Genomic DNA, 23119 nt, shown 5'->3' on the forward strand with positions numbered 1-23119 from the left:
CCTCAGCCGAGGAGCGTAAACGACAGCAAAATTAGCGCGAGCGACACGAGCGTCAGAAAGACGAGTTCGCGCCGAGCCTCGACGTTTCGGCGGAGGCGACTCGAACGCGCCCGAAACCGAATTGCGAGAAAGAACGCTCCCAACCCGACTGTGCCGAAAGTGAATCCGCGAATCGAGATGCCTGTGACCATGGCCATCCCGATGTGATAGACACCGAAGATAGCCCAGAGGGCCGCAAATAGCGTCGCCAGGTCAGCCTGAAGATTGCGACCGTTCACACCGGGAGTATGCCCGACACGAGTGTAAAGACGCCGTATCCCACACCCAGTGCGAGGGCGAGCGACCCCACCCACGCGAGGACGGTGTAGAGCATCTTTCGCTTCGAGACACCCGCACTTCCGGCGGCGTATCCCGACCCGATAATTGCGCTGACGATGATTTCGTTGAACGAGACGGGCACGCCGAGTGCGACTGCGGTCTGTGCGATAGCGAACGACGGAATCATCGCGGCAATCGACCGCCGTGGGCCGAGAGTCGAGTAGTCCTGTGCGAGCGCCTTAATCATGCGTGGCGCACCAGTCCACGACCCGATAAGCAACCCAAGTCCACCACCGACGAGCAGGGCGGGAAGCGGGACGGTTACTGCGTCGAGCAAGGGAACGAGCGGGCCGATTGCGAGGCCGACCTGACTCCCACCGGCAGAGAACGCGACGAGGCCGCCGAGGACGAGTAAAAAGCGCCGCTGTGCGCGATTTTCGTCGGTCACCATCCAGCGAGCGACGAGCGCGGTTCCGGCGAGACCGACGAGCAACGAGACGGTGGCAAGCCAAAGCAGGTGTGCGGACCCGTCGCCCACCAACGACAGCGCGGTGATACGAGCAATCGACGCCGATTCACCGGGCGGGCCGAGCGACGCAAACTCCATGTTGGCGACGAGAATGCCAACGACACCGGCGAGAACGGGGACGAGCCACGTTTCGGAGATTCTGTCACTTCTGAGTGCGCGGGCAGTCGCGTACGCGACACCGCCGCCAACGAATGGCGTCAGTACCCAGAGCGTCACGATCTGCTGGTACTTGGGCCAAACAGGAGTCCCGCCCAGTGCGAAGCCGACGCCGATAACCGCGCCCGTGACGGTGAACGCGGTTGCGATTGGATAGCCCGCGAAGACGCCGACTGCGACGAGGGTCGCAGCGGTCAAGAGAGCGACGACGGCGGCGGGGGCGGTGAGGACGACACCGCCGATGAGTTCGCGGCCAACGGCGTTCGTGACGTTCGCACCCTGTAACACTGCGCCGAGAAATCCGAGGACGCCGACGATGAACCCGGCGCGCATCACCGAGATGGCGTTGGCACCGACTGCGGGCGCGAACGGGGTCGAGCCCGACGACCCAGCGCCGATTGCCCACGCCATAAAGAGACTGGCGAGTGCGGCGACGACGAACGCGAGAAGCGTTGCAGCGGCTACCACAGTACGTCTCCGTAGCCTGAAAATCGGCTGTGTCCAGTCATATCAACGGCGGCGTCCCTCGTCGAATCCCTCTCGTAACCCCAAGAGCGTCCGGCGGACGAGAAGATAGCCGAAGAAGACGAAGAGCAACATCGCCACGAGCAACCCCGTGAACACAGGGTCACCCGCGAGAAAGTCGATGACGCCGTCTACGAACAAGGGGCGAGTCATGTGGCGGGAATCCGAGGCCCCACCGTATATCCATTTCGGCGTGCGGACGCAGAATAACACGAACACTCATCAGGAACATCCGAGTACGGACGAACAATGGCCGACCTCCTGCCCTCCTCTTCCGGCCCTGACGACGGTCCCGACGCACCCGACGACCGTGACCCTCGCGTCATCGGTCTCGACAGCGACGAGGCCGACGAGTTACTCGCCGCCATCTCCTCTTCGACCGCTCGGAGCGTCCTCTCCAACCTTCACGAATCGCCCGCGACGGCGACCGACCTCTCGAACAAGGTGGACACGTCGCTCCAGAACGTCCAGTACCACCTCGGCAACCTCGAAGAGGCCGGACTCATCGAAGTCGTCGATATGCGCTACTCCGAGAAAGGACGCGAGATGAACGTCTTCGGTCCCGCTGACCGGGCGCTCGTCGTCGTCGCCGGACGCTCAGACGAGACGACGGGGCTGAAAAGCGCACTCTCACAACTCATCGGCGGTGTCGGCGTCCTCGGCATCGGCGCGGCAGTAATAAATCGGCTTGCGGAGTCGGGGAACATCTTCCCGTTCGTTGCGACAAGCGGCGCAAGCGAGGAGTCAGGTGGGGCCGCGAGCGGAGACGGCACGTACCAGGTGTCCACCGGCGGGAACGAGACGGCGACCGATGCAGCGACGACAGCGACACAGACGCCGACTGCAACACCGTCGCCGACGACCGCCGCCGAAACGGTGGCCGAATCGAGCGGCGATGGTGGATACAGTATCGCGGAGGCGACGACGACATCCGAGGCGACACAGGCGGTCACCGAAGAGGCAGTCGAAGCGACGCGAACCATGACGGAACAGGCCGCTACTGCAACCCCGACACCCACACCAGAGGCGACCCAGCAGGCCACCGATACGGCGATGGCGCTCACGAGCGGCGCACCGGGAATCGGCGAAACTATCGCCAGTCTCTCGCCCGGACTCCTGTTCTTCCTCGGTGGTGTGACGGTCCTCTGTCTGTGGATTGGACTCGGACTCGTCCGTAACTAAAACGCCCATTTGAGCTTACGGTGTGTATTTGGGCCTCGCTGTCTACTGAGTAAATACGAGGCTTCACGCCCGCCGGACGACGGTTCGTTCCACCCCGCTGTTGCCCCCTGCCCCCGTCGTCTCAGCGTCGGAGTCTCGAGCTGCCCCCACAGGTTTTCACAACCTGCCCCGCTGATTTTTCGGCCCTCCCACGCCGTTTTCAGTTACGTCCGTGCGGTTCGAGTGTGAATCGTTTGAACACCGAGCCATCGACCGTTACGAGTCGCCCGCGAAGGCCACCGTCCGGAAGCGGTTCGAGTTCTGCGTGTGCTTTTCGATTACCGCGTGGCTGGGCGTGACTTCCCGGATTGAGGAGTGGAATCGCACCCGTCGCGTCGAACGTCGGTCGATGGCTGTGTCCGAAGATGACGGCGTCTGCACCGCGTTCGCGGCCGAAGAGCGTGAGCGCGGTTGCGCCACCGCGACGTGTATGTGTCATGGCGAACTCGACGCCGCCGTAGGTGAAGTTGCGGGCTTCTGGGACGCGCTCACGAATTCCGGCGTCGTCGTTGTTGCCGTAGACGGCGAGCAACTGCGACGATTCGTCGATGAAGGCGTCGAGAACGGATTCGCGCATGAAGTCACCAGCGTGGACGACGAGGTCGGCCTCGCGGACGGCTTCGAGCGTCCGTCCAGAGAGTCGGTGGGAGTCTGTGCTGTGGGTGTCGGAGACGAGGACGAGCATACTCGGTATAGAAACCGAGGGGACTGAAACGTATCGACCGAAACCCTCGTCGGAACAGCTATCCGACACGCGCCTGACACCCACTCATGGCAGGCAGTACGTCCGTCGTTATCGCCGCCCTCTTCGCAAACGGGGCGATTGCCGTCCTCAAGTTCCTCGGCTTTCTCGCAACCGGGAGTCCCTCCATGTTGTCAGAGACCTATCATTCTATCTCTGACACTGGTAACCAGGTCTTTCTCCTCGTCGGAATTCGCTACAGTGGTCGCAAGGCTACCCAAGCGCACCCATTCGGGTACGGTAAAGCACAGTTCTTCTACTCGTTTCTCGTCTCGGTCCTTCTGTTCGGTATCGCTGGTTGGGAGTCACTGAAACACGGCTACGAGGCGCTGATGCACCCCGCCCACAGCGGCGGCAGTGAAGCAGTCGTTCTCCTCGGGATGAGCATCCCACCCGTCTACATCAACGTCGCCATCCTCCTCGGCGCAATCGCCTTCGAGAGTTACGCCTACCTCAAGGCGAACGCCGAACTCCAGCGTCAAATCAAAGAGTACGAGTGGAGTGGTCTCAGAGAGGCGTTCCGCAAGACGAGCGACGTGACGACGCTCACGGCCTACACCGAGGATACGATTGCACTCGGTGGTGCGATGCTCGCACTCGTCGGCATCGGCCTGACCGAGGTGACGGGTAACCCGATGTTCGACGCGCTCACGGCGCTCCTCATCGGGGTGATGCTCATGGGCTTCGCGGTCGCGCTCGCGTGGGAGAACAAACGCCTCCTCCTCGGTGAGAACCTTCCGCTCGACGAAGAGCAGAAACTCAAAACAATCATCTCTGACCAATCGCACGTCGTCCACATCGACCACTTCCGGGCGGTGTACGTCGGCCCCGAGAAACTGCTCGTCACCCTCGACGTGAGTTTCGACCCCGAACTCGACGTCGAAGAGATGGACGACCTCATCACCGACATCGAAGACAAACTGCGCGAAGCCGACGACCGCATCCACTTCGTCTACATCGAACCCGAGTTGTAGGTAGACGCTCGATTACCGCGATTCGACCGCGTCGGCGATTCGTTCGACTGCTTCTTCGACATCTTCGCGCGAGACGTTTAGGTTCGTCGTGAGGCGGGTGTGGTACTCGCCGAATCCACCGCCGAGAACGTCTACAGACTCACAGAGTTCCACAAATTCGTCCGACGTCATCCCTGCGGCCTCGGAATCGACGACGACGATGTTCGTGTCTGGCGTCGGGACCGAGAGGCCTTCGACGGCATCCAACCCTTCAGCGAGAATCTTTGCATTCGCGTGGTCGTCGGCGAGGCGGTCGATATTTTCGAGCGCAACGAGACCCGGTGCGGCGATGATACCGGCCTGTCGCATGCCGCCGCCGAACTGCTTGCGGACGCGAGTTGCGTCTTCGATGAACTCCTCGGTGCCGACGAGCATCGACCCGACCGGCGCGCCGAGGCCCTTCGAGAGACAGAACATCACGCTGTCGGCGTGTTCTGCCATCGCGACGGGGTCTTCGTCGAGTGCGACACAGGCGTTGAGGACGCGCGCGCCGTCGAGGTGAACCGGAATCCCGAGGTCGTGTGCGGCCTGTGCTGCGGCGTCGATATCGGTTTTCGGGATGGCGATACCGCCACGGGCGTTGTGGGTGTTTTCGAGACAGAGCAGGCCGGTTCCGGCGATGTGGAGCGATTCTTCTCTCGCACCCTCGCGGACCTGTTCGGGTGTGGGCGCACCGCGCTCGCCAGCGTCGTAGGCGCGAACCTGAAGACTGGAGAGTTGGGCAAAACCACCGACTTCCCACTTGTAGACGTGGGCTTTCGCATCGACGAGTGCCTCTTGGCCGGGGGCGGTGTGGACGCGAGCGGCGATTTGGTTGCCCATCGTGCCGGAGGGCACGAAGAGTCCGGCCTCTTTGCCGAATAACTCGGCGGCGCGCGCTTCGAGTTCGTTCACGGTCGGGTCGCCGCCGTAGACGTCGTCGCCAACGTCGGCGTCGCGGGCGGCCTGTCGCATCTCGTCGGACGGAAGCGTCACCGTGTCGCTTCGAAGGTCAATCATTAGTCGAACCAACCCCGGCGAGTGAGAAATAATCGGTGGTCGGAGCGACGGCGACGGGCCGGAATCCAAACATTGCACTCCGAAAGGTGTTTGCCACCGTACATCCCACATGCGCGGTATGGACCCGCGCATCCGCGAACACGCACAGACCATCGTTGACCACTCCACCCAAGTCGAAGCAGGCGACAAGGTCGTCGTCGCCGCCCCACCTGTCGCCGACGACCTCGTAACGGCACTGAACGAACTCCTCGGCGAGCGCGGGGCCTACGTCGTCAACACCAACAACAACCCGCGGTTCATGCGGGCGTACCTCCGAAATTCGGAGCAAGACGAGTTCGAGACACCCGAACACCTGCTCGCACTGTTCGAAGAAGCAGACGTCCTCATCCGCGTCCGCGCCGAGACGAACGCGACCGAACAGAGCGACATCTCGCCGGAGACGAACGCCGCGTGGAAACGCGCCTACAAACCAGTTCAGGCAGAAGCCCTCTCGAAGCGCTGGTGTCTCACCCAGTACCCTGCACCGGGCAGTGCGCAACTCGCCAGCATGAGTACCGAGGCCTACGAGAACTTCGTCTACGACGCGGTCAGCCTCGACTGGGAGGCACAAGAAGCGCTCCAAGCAGAGATGGTCGAGATTCTCAACGACGCCGACGAGGTGCGCATCAAATCCGGCGACGAGACGGACGTGACGATGAGCATCGAGGGGAACACCGCCATCAACGACAAAGGGATGCACAACCTCCCCGGCGGCGAAGTGTTCACCGCACCGGTCAAGGATTCGGTAGAGGGCGAGGTGTACTTCGACCTGCCGCTGTACCGACAGGGCCGCGAAGTCTCGGGCGTCCGCGTGACGTTCGAAGACGGCGAAGTCGTGGACTACTCCGCCGAGGGCAACGAAGAAGTCCTCGATGGTGTGTTCAACACCGACGACGGCGCACGCTTCCTCGGCGAACTCGGTATCGGTATGAACCGCAGTATCGACCGCTTCACGTACAACATGCTCTTCGACGAGAAGATGGGCGACACCGTCCACATGGCCGTCGGTGCGGCCTACCCCGAGACCGTGGGCGACGAGAACGAGGTCAACGAGAGTGCCGAACACGTGGACATGATCGTGGACATGTCCGAAGACTCTGTCATCGAAGTCGATGGCGAAGTCGTCCAGCGCAACGGAACGTTCGTGTTCGAAGACGACTTCTAATCGAAGCCTTGGTCTAACATTTCAAACGACGCAACCCATACATTTCCACTGGAGTCAGAAATCTAACCAGAGCGCAGTCGCTCGTTTTTCCAGTGGAAATGGAGGGCCGTCAAAGAAGCGGGAGAAGCCGCGACGCACCGCTGTTAGCCGGGCGTGTAGTGGAAGAAAGGGGGGTGTTACTCTTCGATGTCCAGTTCGAACTGTTCGTTTTCGGAGACAGAGTTGAGGACCACCGAGGTGTTGGATTCGCGGATGTCGGCATCCGTGAGCAGCTTCTTAATCTGCGAGTTCATGCCGTCGGTGTCACGGAACTTGCCGATGGCGATGATGTCGTAGTCACCGGTGACCTCGTAGACCGAAATCATCTGCTTTTCTGCGCGCAGACGTTCGGTAATCTCTGGGAGCGCAGACCCTTCGACTTTCAGCTGGATGACTGCCGTCACGTCGTAGCCGAGTGCGTCGTAGTTGACGCGGGGAGTGTAGCCTTCGATGACGCCTTGGTCTTCGAGGTCTCGGAGGTGATTCGAGACCGTCGTCACCGAAACGTCGAGTTCTTCGGCGAGGCTTCGGAGACTTGCGCGACCGTCGCCCAGTAGTGCATTGATGAGGTTGGCGTCGAGGTTTTCGTACGTCATTACATTCAGAGACCGTCTGGGGGCATTAGAATTTTACGAATATCCAATTCTGTGGCAAAGCGCGGGGAATTGCATTAAGCGGTAAGGTCTTTATAGTGCGGGTGTTCGAATCGTGTGTCCAGGAACATGACGGACGAACACGCCATCACCGACGGCGGCCTGAGCGCAGAAGCACAGGCAGTCGTCGACAAAATTGAAGAAGAGAATGTCGACTTCCTCCGCTTGCAGTTTACCGACATTCTTGGCACCGTGAAGAACGTCTCCATTCCGGCCTCACAGGCCGAAAAGGCGTTCACTGAAGGCATCTATTTCGACGGCTCCTCCATCGACGGGTTCGTCCGGATTCAGGAATCCGACATGCGCCTCGAGCCCGACGCGTCCACCTTCGAAATCCTCCCATGGCGGAAGACCGAAGAGAGCGCCGCAGGCCGTCTCATCTGCGACGTGTTCAACACCTCGACGGGCGAGCCGTTCAGCGGCGACCCGCGTGGCGTCCTCAAAGACGCACTCGAACGCGCAGACGAACTCGGCTACGACGTCAACGCCGCACCCGAACCGGAGTTCTTCCTCTTCCAGGAAGACGAGGACGGACGCGCGACGACGAAGACGAACGACGCCGGTGGCTACTTCGACATGGCCCCGAAGGACCTCGCTTCGGACGTCCGTCGTGACATCATCTTCGGCCTCGAAAGCATGGGCTTCGACATCGAAGCCTCGCACCACGAAGTTGCCGAAGGCCAGCACGAAATCAACTTCACGTACGACGACGCGCTCGCAACCGCCGACAACGTGGCAACGTTCCGGTCTGTCGTCCGCGCTATCGCGGCACAGCACGACCTCCACGCGACGTTCATGCCAAAGCCAATCGCCAAAATCAACGGCTCGGGTATGCACACGCACATCTCGCTGTTCCAGAACGGCGAAAACGCGTTCCACGATGACGACGACGAGTTCAACCTGAGCGAGACGGCAAAGCAGTTCGTCGCGGGTATCCTCGAACACGCGCCTGCTGTCACCGCCGTGTGTGACCCGACGGTCAACTCCTACAAGCGTCTCGTCCCCGGCTACGAAGCACCGGTGTACGTCGCATGGTCCGACCGCAACCGCTCTGCGCTCATCCGCAAGCCAGCCGCACGCACGCCTGCCGCAAGCCGTATCGAAGCGCGCTTCCCCGACCCATCGTGTAACCCGTACCTCGCACTCGCCGCGCTCATCCACGCTGGTCTCGACGGTATCGAGAAGGGCCTCGAATGCCCCGACCCGGTCCGCGAGAACATCTACGAGTTCGACGAAGCCAAGCGCGAAGAGTACGGCATCGACGTGCTGCCGGGTAACCTCGGCGAGGCAATCGACGCTCTCGAAGAAGACGAAGTCATCCAGAACGCTCTCGGTGAACACGTCTATGAGAAGTTCGTCGAAGCCAAGCGCGCCGAGTACGACGACTACCGTATCGCAGTCTCCCAGTGGGAGCTCGACCGGTACCTCGAAAAGTACTGAACGCGCCTCGAATTCCGACTCTTACATTCTTTCGAACTCGAATCCCGAGCCGTCGGCTTCGACGCTGACGAACACTCTTGAGCCAGCGCACGCAATCGTACACCGATGTCACTCGTCACCGGTCTCGGTCTCGTCGCCGTCGGTGCAGTCCTCATTTTCTTCTCGAAGGACATGCTCTTCGCCCGGCGATTCGGCCCGATAACTGATGGAGCGCGCTCCAGTGAGACGGGTGGTGTTGCGTTCCGGTTTCTCGGAGTTATCTGCGTCCTCGTCGGCGTCGCCAAACTGGTCGCGCCGCTCGTCGGGTGGTAGGCGGGAAAGCCGAAGCGAGAGGAAGAGAGGTTAGTCGGCGTTCGATGCGACCTGCGACGACCCGAGTGCCCCTTGCAACTGCGGGGCGACGAGGATGAACGCGACGACCACAGCAGTCCCGACAACCATGAGCGGGAGTGGCGCGTCGAGCGCGTCGAGGCCACCCCACAACCCGCCCGCGACGGCCAGTGCGCCGAACGCGACGGGGAACGAGAGCGTCGGAAGCGACTCGTGGTCGGAGAGGCGCGTCCACCCGACGAATCCGCCGAGTGACCCGCCGAGTGCCGCCGCGGCGTGTTCCGTGTGGCCCGGGCCGCCGAAGGCGAGGACGGTACCGAGCGCGACGAGACCGAGGACGGCAGAGAGGCCGAAGACGCGAGCAGGGTCGAGTAGGCCCGTTTCCTCGTCTACCGCGACGGTGAAGAGGACTTTCAGGAGGCCGAGGCCGAGGAGGACGCCGACGACCACGTCGATGCCGTAGTGGACGCCGATGACGACCCGCGAGAGCGCGACGAGACCGACGATGACTGCCGCGGCGACGACGCGACGACGGCGGTCCCAGATGTCGAGCATGACCGCAGCAGCGCCGTAGACGACGGTCGCTCCGAGGGCGTGGCCGCTGGGGAAGCCAAACCCGTCGTCGGTCGTAAAGGAGACGAACAGGTCGGCGAGCGGCGTGGGCCACGCGGGTGCAGCAGGTATCGCCGCTGTCGGTGGACGCGGGAGCGCGAAGCCGACTTTGAGTGCCGTGACGAGCGCGAGCGACGCGAACGCGAGGCCGACGAACGTCGCAGCGACCTGTCGCGGGCGCTTCGTGAGTCGCGGGCGAGCGAGCCAGTACATCGACGTGAAGACGAGAAAGTAGAACCACTGGTCGCCGAGTTGGGTGAGAAGCCCGAACAGAAACACGAGTACGTCGGGTGCGTTGGCGAGTGCGTTCTCGCCGATGCCACGCGTCTGCAAGAGCATCATTGTTAGCTGCGACGTTCTCGAACCGCATCAACGGCGCGGCTTGGAACACCGAGGGCGTTCAGGCCGATACCGAAGATGACGAAGAGGACGTAGAGTCCGAGCGTCGAGAGGAAGATGACGAGCATCGCAAAGACCGCGATGAGGTCCGACTGGAGGTAGTAAAACGCCCCCAGCGTGAGCACGGTACCGTAGAGGAGAACGAGATACGGCCCCCACCCACGGGCTTTGCCGCGCCGCATCCGGCGACGGACGTACCGCTTCATCTCGGCTTCGAGTTTGGGCTTTTCTACCGTCCGCTCGGTCACGTCACTCTCGAAAGAATCGAGGTCTGCGCGAAGCTCTTCGACGCGCGATTCGAGTTCTTCGATGTCGGGCGCACCGCGGGGAGAGACAGACGAGTTGGGCTGGTCGTCACCAGCGCCCTCGCCTCCGTGCGGTCCATCGTTGTCACCTCGGTCGTCGCTCATATCCGTATGCCCTTCATGTCGGACTCCCTGATGTTGTACCTGCCGGTCCATTTCGCTTCCGTGGTCACCACCGTCACCACCACGGCCCGGCCCGTTCTCGGGGGCATCGACAGGTAATTCGTCACTATCGCCGAGCAAGACGGCGTTGACGACGGCACCCGCGAGGAGAATCACGCCCGAAAAGTAGAACCACGTGACGAGAAGCAAGACCGACCCGAGTGCGCCCGCAATCGACCCCGCGGTGTACTGCGTGTAAATCCCGAATCCGACGCCGAGTAAGGTCCACCCGACGGCGGCGACGAGCGTCCCCGGAATGACCTGCCGAGGCCGGAGTTTCATGTCGGGAAAGACGTAGTAGAGCGGGAAGAACGCGACACAGAGCGTTATGAACAGAACGAGCGGCGAGAGGTACTGCACGAACGGAAGTTCGAGCAAGGCGATGAGCGCCGTGAGTGCCGCGACGCCGACCGTCCCGAGGCCGATGCTGACGAGCGCGATGATGCCATCTTTGAGTTGGTCGAGGATGCCACCGGATTCGGACCCGTAGATGCGCGAGAAGGCGATATCGAGGCCACGGAAGAGTTTGAGTGCACCCCAGACGGAGAGACCGAGACTCACGATACCGATACTCCCTTGACCGGTCTGGTCTTCGAGTGCTCGCTGGACTATCCCCTGACCGGCGGGCACGAGGTACTGGTTGATCAGTTCCTCGAGTTGTGCTTGTAGTTCCGCACCACCAATCGCGGTCGTCACGACCACCGCGAGGACGAGCAGCGGAACCAGCGAGACGAGCGCGTAGTACGAGATACTCGCCGCGAGAAAAGTGATTTCTCTGTCCTGTATCGTTTCGACGACGGTCCGAGCGAGGGAGACGATTTCGCGGATTCGCGCGCTCACGTATCACCCGAACGACACGCGAGACAAAGAAACTACCCCGAATTAGACAGTCAGGTTCGCTTCAGGCTTCGGGGTCCAAAGAGGCCGTCGCCTCTCGAATTTCGGCGATGGTTGCGTCCGTCTTGAACGCGGTTCCGTGATAGTGAGCGTCGGTCGCTTCGAATCCGGCCTCGCGGATGGCTTCGAGGAACTCCTCCATCTTCGGGGCAGAGCGGCCCCAGAGTTTCGTGAGTCGGTGCTGGTCGAAGTGTGTCGGTTGGTCGAGTTCACCTTCGAGCGTGTCGAGCATCTTGCGGGCGCGTTTGGCGCTGTCGAAGTCGTCGGTAATCTCGTCACGAACGTCCGCGACGAACGCTGGGTCGCAGATGGGGCCGAGCCAAATCGGGCCTGCTTCGAGGATGCGCGTCGAACCGCAGTTCGAACATTCTTCGGGCGGGTGCGCGACGAGCGAGGCTTCGTGTTCGCGGTGGAGACAGTCTTCGCAGTTGTAGACGAAGCCGGTCGATTCGAGGAGTTCGTCGGCTTTCGTGGCGCGTCCGTCGAGTTCGAGGTAGGTGCGGGCGTAGTGACGCGTCGCGTGCGAGAGAATCGGAATCGCGGCTTTGTCGTGGCGGGCGGCGGTGCGGACGAGTGCGCCGATGAGGACGCGAAGGCCCATCTCCGAGTGATAGTCGGTATTCTGCGGGAGACAGCCATACTTTCGAATCCCACTCTTCTGGTGTGCGCCACAGAGGGGAGCGGTGTCGGTTGCGGTGACACACACGAGGTCGCGGGTGTTCGCCATTGCGGGGTCGGCAAAGGGCATGGGCGTCCCGAACGGGTCGAGGTCCACGATGTCGAAGACGGTCTCAGAGTCGTAGAGGAGGCCGTTCGCGTTGCGGTGGACTGCCTCGCCGTCGAAGCCGTTGTGGTCGAGGTTGTGTTGAGCGAGTTCGACCGCGTCGGGGTCGAGGTCGGCGCAAGTCACGTCGTAGCCTTCGTTGGCGGCTCGAACACCACGAATCCCGGAGGCGGCCATCGCGTCGAGATACGTCTGGGCGCGGGGTTCACGTTCTTTGTAGGCACGAAGGACGGCCACCGTCACGTCACGGTTCAACTCCTGTGTCGGGTTGTAGAAGACGCCGTCACCGGTCCCTTCTGACGCGCCGTCTCGGGCGTCAGCGACCTCGATTTCGACGCCTCCCTCGCTCACGAACATATCTCAATTCGCCCGTGGGGGCGGAAACCGATTGCGATGCGCCGCGCCGGTCGATTACTACGGCACCGAATGGGTTTTGACCGCGACTCTCGAAGCGAGCGTGTGGACACGGCCGAAGCGTGGCGAGCGGCGCTTGCCGAGGCAGGTAAGTTAGCGCCGGATATCGTCCAGCAAATCGTGGATGCCCACGGAAAGAGAGGCATTCAGGCCATCGAAGCCGTCTCCGAAAAGCGAGTCAAACGCTACCGCGACTTCGACGTGGTCGTCGGCTACGACGACGAGTACGTGGTCGAAGACCGCGGGTGTACGTGTAAGGACTCGCACTACAACCTCGACCCCGACGAAGGCGAGCGATGTTGGCACGTTCTCGCCGTAGACATCGCCGACGCCCTCGACGAAGTGGATTACCACGACATGTGGTACTCAGACGTTCGTGAATTTTTGTAAGTGGTACCGACCACAACGCTTTCTGAATCGCGCGACCAAGCCGAACTAAGGGATGGCTGACTTCGACCTTTCTATCGATGAAAAACGCGTCTACGCCGATAAATCCGAGAAGACCACGGTGTACGTCGCCGCGAACATGGGTGTGGTGACCGTCGATGTCTCCGACGACTTAGTCGGTGGCTTCCGCATCGACCACCGGTGCGACCCGCGCGACATCGCTGGCTCTCCAGGCGAAATCGCGGTGGCAACCGCCGAAGACGTGCTGCTCGTCCGCGACGACTACCATGAACTCGACTTCGGCCCCGCCGTCGCAGTCGGCTTTCACCAGAACCGAATCGTCGCCGCCGACGAATCGGGGCGCGTCGCGCGCTTCGCAGAAGACGGGTGGACCGACCTCGGAACGGTCGAAGACGTGCGCGCGCTCGACGGGTCGCTCGTCGCGGCCGCAGATGGTGTCTATCGAATCGTTGGCGACGAACTCTCGCACGTCGGACTGGATGACGTGCGCGACGTGTCCGACCCGGCGGGGCGACTCGGAAGCGACACAGGAGTACCGCTCGTCGCGACCGATTCCGCGCTCTATGCCCTCGGGAACGGGTGGATGGAGACTCTCGACTCGGAGACGAGCGTGGTCGAGTCGATGCCTGACGGACGTGCCGACGCGGTTACGCCCGGCGGTATCGTGACGCTCGACGGCGAGACGTGGAAAGAGAATCCGATTCCGGTGGCCGAGGCCGTCGTCTCGCTTGCACACGACGCGCGAACGACCTACGCAGTGACCGACGTTGGAACGCTCTGTTTGCAGACGACTGGGAGTGAATGGCGAACACAGGTACTCGGCTTGGATGCGACGGGCATCGCGGTTCGGTAAGGTTCGGGGCACACCGAGGCCGTGATACGCTGACACACATCTCCGCAGACGCCAACGAAAAGCGGTTTTACCACCGACGAGAGACGGAGGAGTATGCTCGTACCCGGCGCATCTTCCCAGGCGCTCGCGGCCGCACTCGCTTCGGAACTCGGCGAGTCGCTCTCGGCCGTCGAGTACGACCGGTTTCCGGACGGCGAGACGCTCGCTGCCGTCCCCGGTTTCGACGCTGACACCGCCACTATCGTCGCCAGCACCGCCAGCAACGACGACTACATCGAACTACTCCAACTCCAAGACGCCGTCCGCGAGGCCGGTGCCGAGGACGTGACGACGGTCATTCCGTACATGGGCTACGCCCGTCAGGACAAGGCGTTCGACGTTGGCCAACCCATCTCGGCCCGCGCCGTCGCCCGCGCGGTGAGTACGACGACCGACCGCGTCGTCCTCGTCAACCCTCACGAAGACGCGATTGCCGACTTCTTCGACGTGCCCGTCGATATCGTCGATGCCGCGGGACAACTCGCCGACCCCCTCAGCGACCTGCACGACCCACTCTTCTTGTCGCCCGACTCGGGCGCAATCGACATCGCCCAGACCGTCCGCGACGCCTACGGCGAAGGCGAGACGGACTACTTCGAGAAGGTCCGCCTCAGCGGGACCGAAGTCGAAATCACGCCGAGCAACGCTGATTTCGAAGGCCGCGACGTGGTGATTACCGACGACATCATCGCCACCGGTTCGACGATGAGCGAGGCCGTCGCTGTCCTCGCCGAGGGCGGTGCAAAGCGCGTCTTCTGTGCGACCGTTCACCCGCTTCTCGCGCGCAACGCGCGAACCAAACTCGCCCGCGCTGGCATCGAGCGCGTCATCGGTACGGATACGCTCGAACGCGACGTGAGCGCAGTGTCTGTCGCGCCCGCACTCGCGCCGGTGTTGGAGCGCTAGCAGGTCACACACCCTCTCGCAACGGTTTTAGTGGATTATGTGCCTCAAGAGTGTATGGGACGGTACGGAAAACTCGATTATCCACGTTTGACGAAGACAGGAGTCGGCCTCGGTATCGCACTGTTCATCTTCGGTGCAGTCGGCGCAAAGGTCGCACTGGCAGCAAGTAGCGGCGGGCAACTCCCCGGATGGGAGCGAACCCTGTTCTTCGACGCAGAAGTGATTGGCGTGCTGTTGTTGCTCTTCTCGCCGATTATCTTCGGCATCGTGATGCCGCTGACGGAGTAATCCTGAGGCCATTTTCGGAATGACAGACCCAGCGTTTCCGAACTCAGCAGACACACTTATCGTCGAAGCCAACTGCGCACGCTGTCCTGCACTCGTGGAGTGCCGAAACCGAATTTCGTGGGGCGTCGGCCCCGACGATGCGACCATCGTCGTCGTTGGCGAAGCACCCGGCGCGGGCAACCCCGACGCCGACCGCTGGCAAGGCGGCAATTGGACGGGGATGTCCTACACGGCCCAGCATTCGGGACGCCGAATCCGCGAGACGATGGCCACCGTCGGCTACGAATCGGGCGTCTTCTACACCAACGCCGTGAAGTGTTTTCCCTCGGACGGCGAGGGGTCGAACCGGGCACCGACGGCGGCGGAGAAAGAGAACTGCCGTGAGCATCTCGTCGCCGAGTTAGAAACCATCGAACCTGACGTGGTGATTCCGACCGGACGACACGCGACAGAGAGCGTGTTTTCGCTGGATGGGATTTCGTTGGGTGGGTTTCTGGAGACGGTTTTAGAGCCTGTTGAGAGCGAGCGATTTGGCTACACTGTCGTTCCGTTGTTGCATCCCGCGTATCGGGACGTGTGGCTCTCTCGACTCGGCTACGAGTTGGACGAGTACTTCGAGGAGCTAGCGAGCCTGTTGCCCTGAGAAGGCGACGAGCCAAGTCGTCACTCAGTCGCAGTTCTTCCCACAGTACGCGAGAGTGCGCCGCCAGCGAACACTGCGATAACGACGACGACGAGCAGTGTGAGGACGTTCGTGACCAGAAACCCAGTGGCAGACGAGAGCATCGTTTGGATAGCCGGAACGTCGGTCACAACGAGGTAGCCGTAGGCAGTAGTCCCACCGGCGACGATTCCTGCGAGTGTCGCAGCGGCAATCGTGCCTGTGTGACTGCGCGTCACGGGAGTAGAGACGAAGAACGCGATAGCAATCGCCGCGGCCAGCGGAGCGATGACCCTGAGGACGAGACCATACAACGGCCACGAGAGAACGGGGTTTTCGTTTGCGAAGAGCCAGCCAAACGGCAGCATGACGATGCTAAATCCGCCGAGTAGACCACAGAGACCTGCGATGAGAGACGCAGTTCGGAGTACCTGTGGCCGTGAATGAGTCGCCAGCCCACGGCTCGTCCCTGCAAAGAATGCGAGTGCCACCCCGATTGCGACGGGGAGAATGCTGTACGAGAGCGTGACCAAGGGCGGAAGTGAAAACAACACTGAAGAGCCGACTGACGACACCGAATCCACCGTGACCGGTCGCCCATCGAGGAGCGTCCCAAACACCAACACTCGCTCTAAGACCCGTCCGGCGAGGACGCCGAGTGTCGTTCCAACGAGCGAACCCACACCAGCCTCTACACCTGCTCGCCGCAGAAATTCGCCGTGGACTGTTCTGTCGCGTACGAATCGGTTGCCACAGAAGACGGCGATTCGCAGTGGAACCAGGAACGCCGCCAGTTCGACGATGACCACCGGGGCCGTCCCGACGAGTCCAACAATATCACTCTCAAAGAATCGTTGAAGCGGTCCAAACGGTCCGAATGCGCCAGCAACGAACGCGAGAAGCGCGGTTACGACTCCGACCCGTTTGTGGAGGTTGTGGAGGGCAGTCGGCATGCGTTGGCTGTCAAATTCGTACCGTATGAATCTGCTGGCATCCACTCGAACGGCGACTCCTGAACAGTCCACAGAAAGTGGCTTTCTGGGTTCGCTCTCGTCGTGTCGCAATTCCCAGCGAACCAACCAACAGCGAAGAAAACCAAACGCAGGTGGCTCCAAACTTTCTTTTCCTCGCCACGCAACTCCTCACACATGCCCGACTGCATCTTCTGCGCAATCGCATCCGGCGACATCCCCGGACGAGTCGTCCACGAAACCGAACACACGCTGGCGTTTCTCGACGTGAACCCGCTCGCGTCGGGCCACACACTCGTGATTCCAAAAGACCACTACGAACGTCTCGACGAGGTACCCGCCGAACTCTCTGAAGAACTGTTCGGTGCCGTCTCGGAACTCGTCCCCCGCGTCGAAGACGCCGTCGATGCCGATGCGACGAACGTCGGTATCAACAACGGCCCCGCCGCCGGACAGGAAGTAGACCACGTCCACATCCACATCGTCCCGCGATTCGAGGGCGACGGCGGCGCGCCAATCCACGCAGTCGCAGGCGAGCGTCCCGACCTCTCGGACGACGAGATGGACGACATCGAAGCCGCGATTTCGGCGTAAGTAGCCTCTTTTTCTGTACTCCCCAGCGACCGAAGGTATTAATCTGAAAACAAAACCAGTCGTCGTATGTCAGTTCCGACGACGCTCGCACTGGTTGGCACGACGGGAGGCGCAGGCACGACGCGACTCGCAGTCGAACTCGCCTCAGCGTTGGCCGCAGACGGCCGCGGCGTAGCGATTCTCGATGCTTCGTTTGCGACCCACGGACTCTCTGATTACGTCTCTGGGACGCTCAGTCCTGATATCACCCAACTCGTCACCGACGAGGTAGACGAACCGCTGTCGTCGGGACTCGTGAATCTGGATATCGATGCTGCAGGGCGGGTCGCCGTCTGCCCGGCGGCCGCACCGTTCGAGCGACTTGCGCGAGCGATGACGCCCGATGCGGCCCAAGCCTTCGAAGGACGAATTTCGGATGCCGCGAATCGGTTCGACCACGTCATCGTGGACACACCGCCGATTGCGTCGAATCCCGCGGTCGCCGCCGCGACGACGTGCGAGCGAGTTGCGCTGGTCGCGCCCGCAAGCGTTCGCGGTGCCGATGCAGTCAGTCGCGTTCGCGCTCGTGTTGCCGACGTTGGTGCTTCCGTCGATGCGGTCGTTTCGACGTTCGGCGCGCTCGACGACGCGGACGTGGTGATTCCCGAGAGCGAGTACGCAGCAGTCACCGAGGCACCGGCGGCCAACGAAGACGACGAACTCGCCGCTGGTGTCGTTGCGGCGGCGTCGGTGTTGCTCGATATCGAACTCTCGGCGATAACTGAGTCGGGTGGGGTCCTCTCGTCGGTCGAAGGATACGTCCGTCGCTGAGTCGGGGCACTACTTTCCAAAAATCGAGAGGGGAGAGAGGTCTCGTTAGAACTGCAGGTCAGTGACCGAACTCATCGTTTCGGCCAGAGAGTCGCGCTTTGCCACAGCGGCATCGCCGTGATTCGTCAGCGCACCCTGGACTGCTTCGGCGAGGGGGACAATGGGGTCGTGTGTCTCGATGTACGTCGCCAGCGCGAACTCGGTCGGGTCCGCGCGAGTGAGTGCGAGCGCATCCGCTCGCGAGAGACGGCCATCGATCCAATCGCGTACGATGCGGCGTGCTTCCGGGGCGAGGGGGTTCACACCGGTCACGCCGCAACAGTGGAGTACTTTCGCCGCCGTCACCGGAGCGATACCTGCCGCGCGAGCGTTGTCTCCGAGCGCCGTGCCTGACTCGTGTGCCTCGACAACCTGCTCCGCGGCCGCAGGCGTACATGGAAGCGCGTCTGCGTGCGTCTCGAAACGCGTACGGAGCGAGACACCCGTGTCGTCAATCGTCGGGACGTTGCGCTGGCGCTGCTTTGTCGTCACCGGCCCTAATTCAGCGGCGATATCCGAGAGCCCCATCGCTCAAGTGTCGAGCCTATCCTGACAAAAGCCTTTCCACCAAAATTCACGTTTGATATTTGCACTGAAGGCCGAGATGTCGTCGTAGCGAGAGTGTCGTTCTGTGAGCCGCTCGATTCGCTCGACTCAACTTTAGGCACCAGCGACAATCGGACGAACCACGACACGCTGTATTTGCACAGTAACTAAACACCAGTTTTGATAATTATTACAGAGAGCGTGGGCGGTTCACAGCTCGTCTGAGTAACCGACGCTACGAACTGCTGTCTCTCTCATCCGATTTTTCGCCGTCAGAGAGTAACTCGTGGATACTTCCAGCAGTGAGGTAAAAGAAGACACCACCGAATACGACGAGCAACAGCACCACGAACGGATTGGTTATCTTGACATCTCCATAGACGACGGCGACGAGAGATGCGAAGAATATGACACCAGTCGTGCTAATTCCACGGATAGTGTAGCGATTCGATTCGAATCTCTCGAACATCTTCTATAGGTCTGGTCTGAGAGAGTACAAATTTCTTGTTGTGAATGTGATATTCCCTCGGAATCGGCCATTCTCTCAGTTGGTCACCTGTCGTTGCGTCTACACCCACAGATAGAGAGCAATAGCCTACCGGTGACCGGTACGTTCGATGGGCAAAAATGGGGTCCGAACCCCCGAATTTTCCTCCATTTAAATACCCTTTCAGCGCCGATTTTCAATTGTAATGAGTAAAGCACACTCCCCCAATGGTTGCCCAGAATGTAACGGACACCTCGATTTCGACGCTGGCGAGACGGTCTGTTCGGACTGCGGACTCGTCGTCTCCGAGTACCGAATCGACCACGGCCCCGAATGGCGCTCGTTCTCCGACGACGACCGCAACCCGGCACGCACGGGCGCACCACTGACCCACTCGCGCCACGACCGCGGGCTTTCGACCAAAATCGGTCGTTCGACGCGTATCAAAGGCCGCAAGCGCCGCAAGTTCGCACGCCTCCGCCGTCAGCACAACCGCGCCCGCATTTCGAGCAAGCGCGAGCGCAACCAGGTCTACGCCTTCACCGAGATTCGTCGCGTGACGAGCGCGCTGTCGCTCCCTAATACCATCCGCGACCAAGCCTGCACGCTGTTCAAATCCGCGCAAAAAGAAAACCTCCTTCGCGGGCGCTCGCTCGAAGGCTTCGCCGCCGCGTGTATCTACGCCGCCTGTCGCGTGATGGGCGTCGCCCGAAGCGTCGAAGAAGTGTGTGAAGTCGCAAAATCGACCGAGGCCGAACAACAGGCCGCCTACCGCGCGCTCAACCGCGACCTTGGATTGCCCATCGCGCCGACGCCACCGACTGAGTACATCCCTCGTTTCGCCACGAAACTGGACCTCGATTGCGACGTGGAGCGTCTCGCCCGCGAGTACGCGACTGAGGCACAGGAAGACGGTAGTCTTGGCGGCAAGAACCCCTGCGGCGTCGCCGCGGCCTGTCTCTACACCGCTGCCCGCGACCTCAACGCCGACTGCACGCAGTCCGAAGCGGCGGACGTCGCGGACGTGACGCCCGTCACGCTGCGGAAGACCTACGTCGCACTCCGTGACTGAACAGCGAGTATTTGACTGAAGAAAGAGCGACTCTTCTCACAACCGGCAGGCGGTGACTGCCGATGCGAGTTCCTGAATTCGCGCACTGGCGAGACAGTTCGGTGCGCGTGCGACGACCGGGTTCACCTGCTCGATTGCCCTCCCTAGTTTCGGGTCTGCCGGAATCGCCGTCGCGGGCGCACCGAGTACGTCGGCAAAGGCGTCCAGCGGCGCGTCGTCGATGACACGATTGACCGCGACGGCGACGAGACCACAGTCGAGTTCACGAGCGAGTTCGCGCGTTCGAACGGCATCCGCGAGCGCGTAACCTTTCGGCGAGGCAACGATGAGACAGGCATCGGCGACGGCGAGTGGGACACCTGCATCCGCGCGCATCCCGGCGGGGCAGTCCACGACTACGTCGCCGTAGGCCGCTTCGACCGACCGAAGCGTCGCTGCAAGCTTTCGAACGTCCGCCGACCGCGCGCCGACGAGGCTTCTACCGCAGGGGAGAAGTGTCACCGGCCCACCCTCACGGACTGCTTCGACCGGCTCTGCTCGCCCGGAGAGTACGTCGTGGAGGTCCGGGCCGGGCGCGTAGGGGAGATTTGCCATTCCCAAGTCGGCATCGACGACCACGGCGTCCAGTGCTGCACCGAGTTCGAACGAGAGCGTCGATTTGCCGACGCCACCTTTGCCCGAGACGACGGCGAGAATCATGCGACTCTCCCAAGTGCGTCAGTCGTCGGAGACACTTTCGCCGCTCGGTCCGCCAAGGCAGTCGCACGCGCGGCAATCTGCCGCAACGTCTCACGCTCGGCATCGAGGTGGGGAAGCGACGTTGGGTCGGCATCCGACTCCGTGAGGATGGTCGCTGCGTCGCTGACGCCGACGCCTTCCAAGCACTCCGCGAGTTCGAGTTGTCGTTCGAGGGCCTCGAAGTAGGCGTGGAGGTCCGCAGGAAGCACCTCGGCCTTGGCGGTGTTGGGTGTAGGCGAAACTGGAGTTTCTCGAATCGGTACGTCGGCAACCGCGTCCGCAACGTCGCCGTCGGTTGCGGTCGGTTCACTCTCTGTGGGTGAACTCTCGTCGTTGGCAGAGCGGTTCGTCGATTCGACGGCCGGTGACACCGAAACCACGTCTGCGGGCGGGCGAGAGGGACCAAGTTCGCGCACCACGTCGTCGGGCGTCATCTCACTGTCTTCGACAGCGCGACCGAGTACCTCGACAGAGACCACTTCGACATCTTCCGCGTCGCCATCGGGCACGACGGGACACGAATAACCGAGTGCGCGGGTCGATTCGGCGGGAATCGTTCCTTCGTACCCCATCTCGTCCCACCCCGACTCGGGAACACCACGACGACGTGGCGGCAATACTGGTCCACCGAGGTGGTTTTCGACGCGCACCCGGCGGTCGATAGGGGCCGTATTATCGAGAACGACCGAGACGAGCGTCAGGCCGTCAACAGTCGAAACATCGAGCGTGTAATCCATGACGGGGATGGTCGCCTCTTCGTATTTAAATCAAAGCCGGATAACTGGCGTATCGAGCGCGGCGGCCGCCGTCTCAGCGTCGTCGAAGAAGTCGCAGGCGAGAACCACCGGTGCGTCGAGGTCGGCGAGCCGAATGCAAGCGAGCGTGGTTAGGAGTGAGTCAAAAGCGACTGAACCGGATGCAAAATCGGCGAGTGTCTCAGCCGTCTGTTCTGCCGCTGAAGCATAGCGGTCGCTGAAATACGCGCGGGACTCGCGACGACGGTTGTCGAGTGCATCTTCGAGTTTGAGTCGTTCTTCGCGCTGGTCTCGGACGCCTCGTGCCTCTCGTTCGAGCGCCGACAATCGCTGTTCTGCGGCGATTCGCTCGGTTTCGACTTCGGAGAGTTTCGTCGTCGTCTCGCGCAGTTTCCTTCCAACGTCAGCCACCGCCCCGTCGTCTTCGGCTTCACGGTGCGCCGTGAGCCGCCCGCGAAGCGCCGCCGTCTCTTCTCGCAATCGCGCCACGTCGGCACCGGTTTCTGCGACTCGCTGACGTGCCGAATCGAGGTCCGGTGGGGTGGCGTTCGCCGATGTAGACACGTCTCTACGTCTTGCTTCGAGACGAGCGAGGTCGGAATCGGCAGGCGATGACTCGCCGCGAGAGCGCCCGACTGCTTCGAACAAGTTCCCGGGAGACGAAAGCGAAGACGAGACGACGCCAAGCGTTTCGTGGCCGGGGCCGGGTGCTGGACAGTCGATAGTGAGTTCTGGAACACTGGCCTCGTCACGGACAGCATCGGCGACGGTTTCGGCGTCGAGTTCGAACCCCAAGAGGTCGATACCGCGTCCCGTTCGAACCGTCCCATCGAGAAGTCGGATTTTCATAGCTCACGGGTTCGCATATCGGCGACAGACGGATGATCGGTCCCCACCGCGAATTTCGCGTAGGGGGTTGACGTCGCGTCGCGTGCTTCGTATTCAGCCGCCGCGGTCCGGACCGATTCGGAAACCGACTCGAACTCGTTGAACGGTTCTGTCTCCAGAATCTGCACGTCGTGGTCGTGTTTCTGTTTCAAGCGGAGCGCGAGAAACGCCCCGAGTTCGGTCGCATCGAACAACGCTGCCCGCCCGAATCGTCGGACGATAGTCTCGTCGTGGGTTCGACAGATGTTCCGAAGCGTCGTCCGCGCGGCCTTCGAATACGTCACGACGAGTAGCACAGCAAGTCGGTCACCAAGTGGGAAGA

General features: G+C 61.8%; 29 protein-coding genes. 13 read left to right on the plus strand and 16 right to left on the minus strand.

What is annotated here, in order from left to right; translation table 11 throughout:
* Window positions 1–2: 2 nt before the first annotated feature.
* From ACK509_RS07695 to ACK509_RS07705, 3 genes are read right to left on the minus strand one after another with little or no spacing between them, the layout of a single operon-like run.
* Window positions 3–278: a hypothetical protein gene (locus ACK509_RS07695; protein ID WP_410765896.1), complete on the minus strand. Its 276-nt coding sequence runs from the start codon at window positions 276–278 to the stop codon at window positions 3–5.
* A complete protein-coding gene (locus ACK509_RS07700; RefSeq protein WP_410765897.1) occupies window positions 275–1471 on the minus strand; it encodes an anion permease in 1197 nt (398 codons plus the stop codon). Before ACK509_RS07700 ends, ACK509_RS07695 begins: the two co-directional genes overlap by 4 nt.
* Window positions 1472–1513: 42 nt before the next feature.
* Window positions 1514–1681 carry a hypothetical protein gene (locus tag ACK509_RS07705; RefSeq protein WP_410765898.1) on the minus strand — a complete coding sequence of 56 codons (168 nt, stop codon included), beginning with the start codon at window positions 1679–1681 and terminating at the stop codon, window positions 1514–1516.
* Between the two features lie 96 nt (window positions 1682–1777).
* On the opposite strand from ACK509_RS07705, the gene ACK509_RS07710 reads away from it, so the two are divergent.
* Window positions 1778–2710: an ArsR/SmtB family transcription factor gene (locus ACK509_RS07710; RefSeq protein ID WP_410765899.1), complete on the plus strand. Its 933-nt coding sequence runs from the start codon at window positions 1778–1780 to the stop codon at window positions 2708–2710.
* A 199-nt stretch (window positions 2711–2909) separates the two neighbouring features.
* Here the strand turns inward: ACK509_RS07710 and ACK509_RS07715 are convergent, their stop codons facing one another.
* The gene (locus ACK509_RS07715) at window positions 2910–3434 is read right to left on the minus strand and encodes a metallophosphoesterase (protein WP_410765900.1); all 525 of its coding nucleotides are present in this window, start codon (window positions 3432–3434) and stop codon (window positions 2910–2912) included.
* Between the two features lie 86 nt (window positions 3435–3520).
* Between ACK509_RS07715 and ACK509_RS07720 the strand changes: the two genes are divergently transcribed.
* A complete protein-coding gene (locus ACK509_RS07720; protein ID WP_410765901.1) occupies window positions 3521–4465 on the plus strand; it encodes a cation diffusion facilitator family transporter in 945 nt (314 codons plus the stop codon).
* Window positions 4466–4477: 12 nt separating this feature from the next.
* Here ACK509_RS07720 and ACK509_RS07725 read toward each other — a convergent pair whose 3' ends face one another.
* Window positions 4478–5503: a threonine aldolase family protein gene (locus ACK509_RS07725; protein ID WP_410765902.1), complete on the minus strand. Its 1026-nt coding sequence runs from the start codon at window positions 5501–5503 to the stop codon at window positions 4478–4480.
* A gap of 118 nt (window positions 5504–5621) precedes the next feature.
* On the opposite strand from ACK509_RS07725, the gene ACK509_RS07730 reads away from it, so the two are divergent.
* Window positions 5622–6707 carry an aminopeptidase gene (locus ACK509_RS07730; RefSeq protein ID WP_410765903.1) on the plus strand — a complete coding sequence of 362 codons (1086 nt, stop codon included), beginning with the start codon at window positions 5622–5624 and terminating at the stop codon, window positions 6705–6707.
* Window positions 6708–6883: 176 nt separating this feature from the next.
* Here the strand turns inward: ACK509_RS07730 and lrp are convergent, their stop codons facing one another.
* Complete coding sequence (lrp, locus tag ACK509_RS07735; RefSeq protein WP_410765904.1) at window positions 6884–7342, minus strand: HTH-type transcriptional regulator Lrp; 459 nt, start codon at window positions 7340–7342, stop codon at window positions 6884–6886.
* Window positions 7343–7468: 126 nt separating this feature from the next.
* On the opposite strand from lrp, the gene glnA reads away from it, so the two are divergent.
* Together glnA and ACK509_RS07745 are read left to right on the plus strand one after the other, a co-directional pair.
* Entirely contained in the window at window positions 7469–8839 is a 1371-nt protein-coding gene (glnA, locus tag ACK509_RS07740) for a type I glutamate--ammonia ligase (RefSeq protein WP_410765905.1), read from the plus strand.
* Between the two features lie 105 nt (window positions 8840–8944).
* Window positions 8945–9151 (plus strand): hypothetical protein, encoded by a 207-nt coding sequence (locus ACK509_RS07745; protein WP_410765906.1) that lies wholly within the window; start codon window positions 8945–8947, stop codon window positions 9149–9151.
* A gap of 30 nt (window positions 9152–9181) precedes the next feature.
* On the opposite strand, the gene ACK509_RS07750 is transcribed toward ACK509_RS07745, so the two are convergent.
* From ACK509_RS07750 to ACK509_RS07760, 3 genes are all read right to left on the minus strand, one after another.
* Complete coding sequence (locus ACK509_RS07750; protein WP_410766264.1) at window positions 9182–10120, minus strand: phosphatase PAP2 family protein; 939 nt, start codon at window positions 10118–10120, stop codon at window positions 9182–9184.
* 5 nt (window positions 10121–10125) lie between these two features.
* On the minus strand, window positions 10126–11487 hold the full coding sequence (locus ACK509_RS07755) for a YihY/virulence factor BrkB family protein (protein ID WP_410765907.1): 1362 nt from the start codon (window positions 11485–11487) through the stop codon (window positions 10126–10128).
* 61 nt (window positions 11488–11548) lie between these two features.
* Window positions 11549–12685 (minus strand): tRNA (guanine(26)-N(2))-dimethyltransferase, encoded by a 1137-nt coding sequence (locus tag ACK509_RS07760; RefSeq protein WP_410765908.1) that lies wholly within the window; start codon window positions 12683–12685, stop codon window positions 11549–11551.
* Between the two features lie 102 nt (window positions 12686–12787).
* Between ACK509_RS07760 and ACK509_RS07765 the strand changes: the two genes are divergently transcribed.
* The 5 genes from ACK509_RS07765 to ACK509_RS07785 all read left to right on the plus strand — a co-directional run bounded on the left by ACK509_RS07765 (window position 12788) and on the right by ACK509_RS07785 (window position 15879).
* Window positions 12788–13132, plus strand: a complete 345-nt coding sequence (locus tag ACK509_RS07765) for an SWIM zinc finger family protein (RefSeq protein ID WP_410765909.1) — start codon at window positions 12788–12790, stop codon at window positions 13130–13132.
* A 52-nt stretch (window positions 13133–13184) separates the two neighbouring features.
* Window positions 13185–14003: a hypothetical protein gene (locus tag ACK509_RS07770; protein WP_410765910.1), complete on the plus strand. Its 819-nt coding sequence runs from the start codon at window positions 13185–13187 to the stop codon at window positions 14001–14003.
* 93 nt (window positions 14004–14096) lie between these two features.
* On the plus strand, window positions 14097–14948 hold the full coding sequence (locus ACK509_RS07775; protein WP_410765911.1) for a ribose-phosphate diphosphokinase: 852 nt from the start codon (window positions 14097–14099) through the stop codon (window positions 14946–14948).
* 54 nt (window positions 14949–15002) lie between these two features.
* Window positions 15003–15236: a hypothetical protein gene (locus tag ACK509_RS07780; protein ID WP_410765912.1), complete on the plus strand. Its 234-nt coding sequence runs from the start codon at window positions 15003–15005 to the stop codon at window positions 15234–15236.
* 19 nt (window positions 15237–15255) lie between these two features.
* Window positions 15256–15879: a uracil-DNA glycosylase family protein gene (locus ACK509_RS07785; RefSeq protein ID WP_410765913.1), complete on the plus strand. Its 624-nt coding sequence runs from the start codon at window positions 15256–15258 to the stop codon at window positions 15877–15879.
* A gap of 20 nt (window positions 15880–15899) precedes the next feature.
* On the opposite strand, the gene ACK509_RS07790 is transcribed toward ACK509_RS07785, so the two are convergent.
* Entirely contained in the window at window positions 15900–16850 is a 951-nt protein-coding gene (locus ACK509_RS07790; protein WP_410765914.1) for a hypothetical protein, read from the minus strand.
* A 195-nt stretch (window positions 16851–17045) separates the two neighbouring features.
* Between ACK509_RS07790 and ACK509_RS07795 the strand changes: the two genes are divergently transcribed.
* Window positions 17046–17462 (plus strand): HIT family protein, encoded by a 417-nt coding sequence (locus ACK509_RS07795; RefSeq protein ID WP_410765915.1) that lies wholly within the window; start codon window positions 17046–17048, stop codon window positions 17460–17462.
* Window positions 17463–17528: 66 nt separating this feature from the next.
* On the plus strand, window positions 17529–18272 hold the full coding sequence (locus ACK509_RS07800) for an AAA family ATPase (RefSeq protein WP_410765916.1): 744 nt from the start codon (window positions 17529–17531) through the stop codon (window positions 18270–18272).
* A gap of 45 nt (window positions 18273–18317) precedes the next feature.
* Here the strand turns inward: ACK509_RS07800 and ACK509_RS07805 are convergent, their stop codons facing one another.
* Together ACK509_RS07805 and ACK509_RS07810 are read right to left on the minus strand one after the other, a co-directional pair.
* Window positions 18318–18839: a hypothetical protein gene (locus ACK509_RS07805; protein WP_410765917.1), complete on the minus strand. Its 522-nt coding sequence runs from the start codon at window positions 18837–18839 to the stop codon at window positions 18318–18320.
* A gap of 253 nt (window positions 18840–19092) precedes the next feature.
* Window positions 19093–19326 (minus strand): hypothetical protein, encoded by a 234-nt coding sequence (locus tag ACK509_RS07810; protein WP_410765918.1) that lies wholly within the window; start codon window positions 19324–19326, stop codon window positions 19093–19095.
* Window positions 19327–19549: 223 nt separating this feature from the next.
* On the opposite strand from ACK509_RS07810, the gene ACK509_RS07815 reads away from it, so the two are divergent.
* Window positions 19550–20416, plus strand: coding sequence for a transcription initiation factor IIB (locus ACK509_RS07815; RefSeq protein ID WP_410765919.1), 867 nt, complete (start codon window positions 19550–19552; stop codon window positions 20414–20416).
* 36 nt (window positions 20417–20452) lie between these two features.
* On the opposite strand, the gene ACK509_RS07820 is transcribed toward ACK509_RS07815, so the two are convergent.
* Genes ACK509_RS07820 through ACK509_RS07835 form a run of 4 tightly spaced genes read right to left on the minus strand, consistent with a single transcriptional unit; the run spans window position 20453 to window position 23093 of the window.
* Window positions 20453–21115, minus strand: coding sequence for a P-loop NTPase (locus tag ACK509_RS07820; RefSeq protein ID WP_410765920.1), 663 nt, complete (start codon window positions 21113–21115; stop codon window positions 20453–20455).
* On the minus strand, window positions 21112–21891 hold the full coding sequence (locus ACK509_RS07825) for a hypothetical protein (RefSeq protein ID WP_410765921.1): 780 nt from the start codon (window positions 21889–21891) through the stop codon (window positions 21112–21114). The genes ACK509_RS07820 and ACK509_RS07825 overlap by 4 nt, the downstream gene beginning before the upstream one ends.
* Window positions 21892–21921: 30 nt before the next feature.
* Window positions 21922–22758 (minus strand): hypothetical protein, encoded by an 837-nt coding sequence (locus ACK509_RS07830; protein WP_410765923.1) that lies wholly within the window; start codon window positions 22756–22758, stop codon window positions 21922–21924.
* Window positions 22755–23093, minus strand: coding sequence for a hypothetical protein (locus ACK509_RS07835; RefSeq protein WP_410765924.1), 339 nt, complete (start codon window positions 23091–23093; stop codon window positions 22755–22757). Before ACK509_RS07835 ends, ACK509_RS07830 begins: the two co-directional genes overlap by 4 nt.
* Between the last annotated feature and the right edge of the window lie 26 nt (window positions 23094–23119).

The sequence above is a fragment of the Haloferax sp. DFSO60 genome, assembly GCF_046557615.1.
Taxonomy (GTDB): Archaea; Halobacteriota; Halobacteria; order Halobacteriales; family Haloferacaceae; genus Haloferax.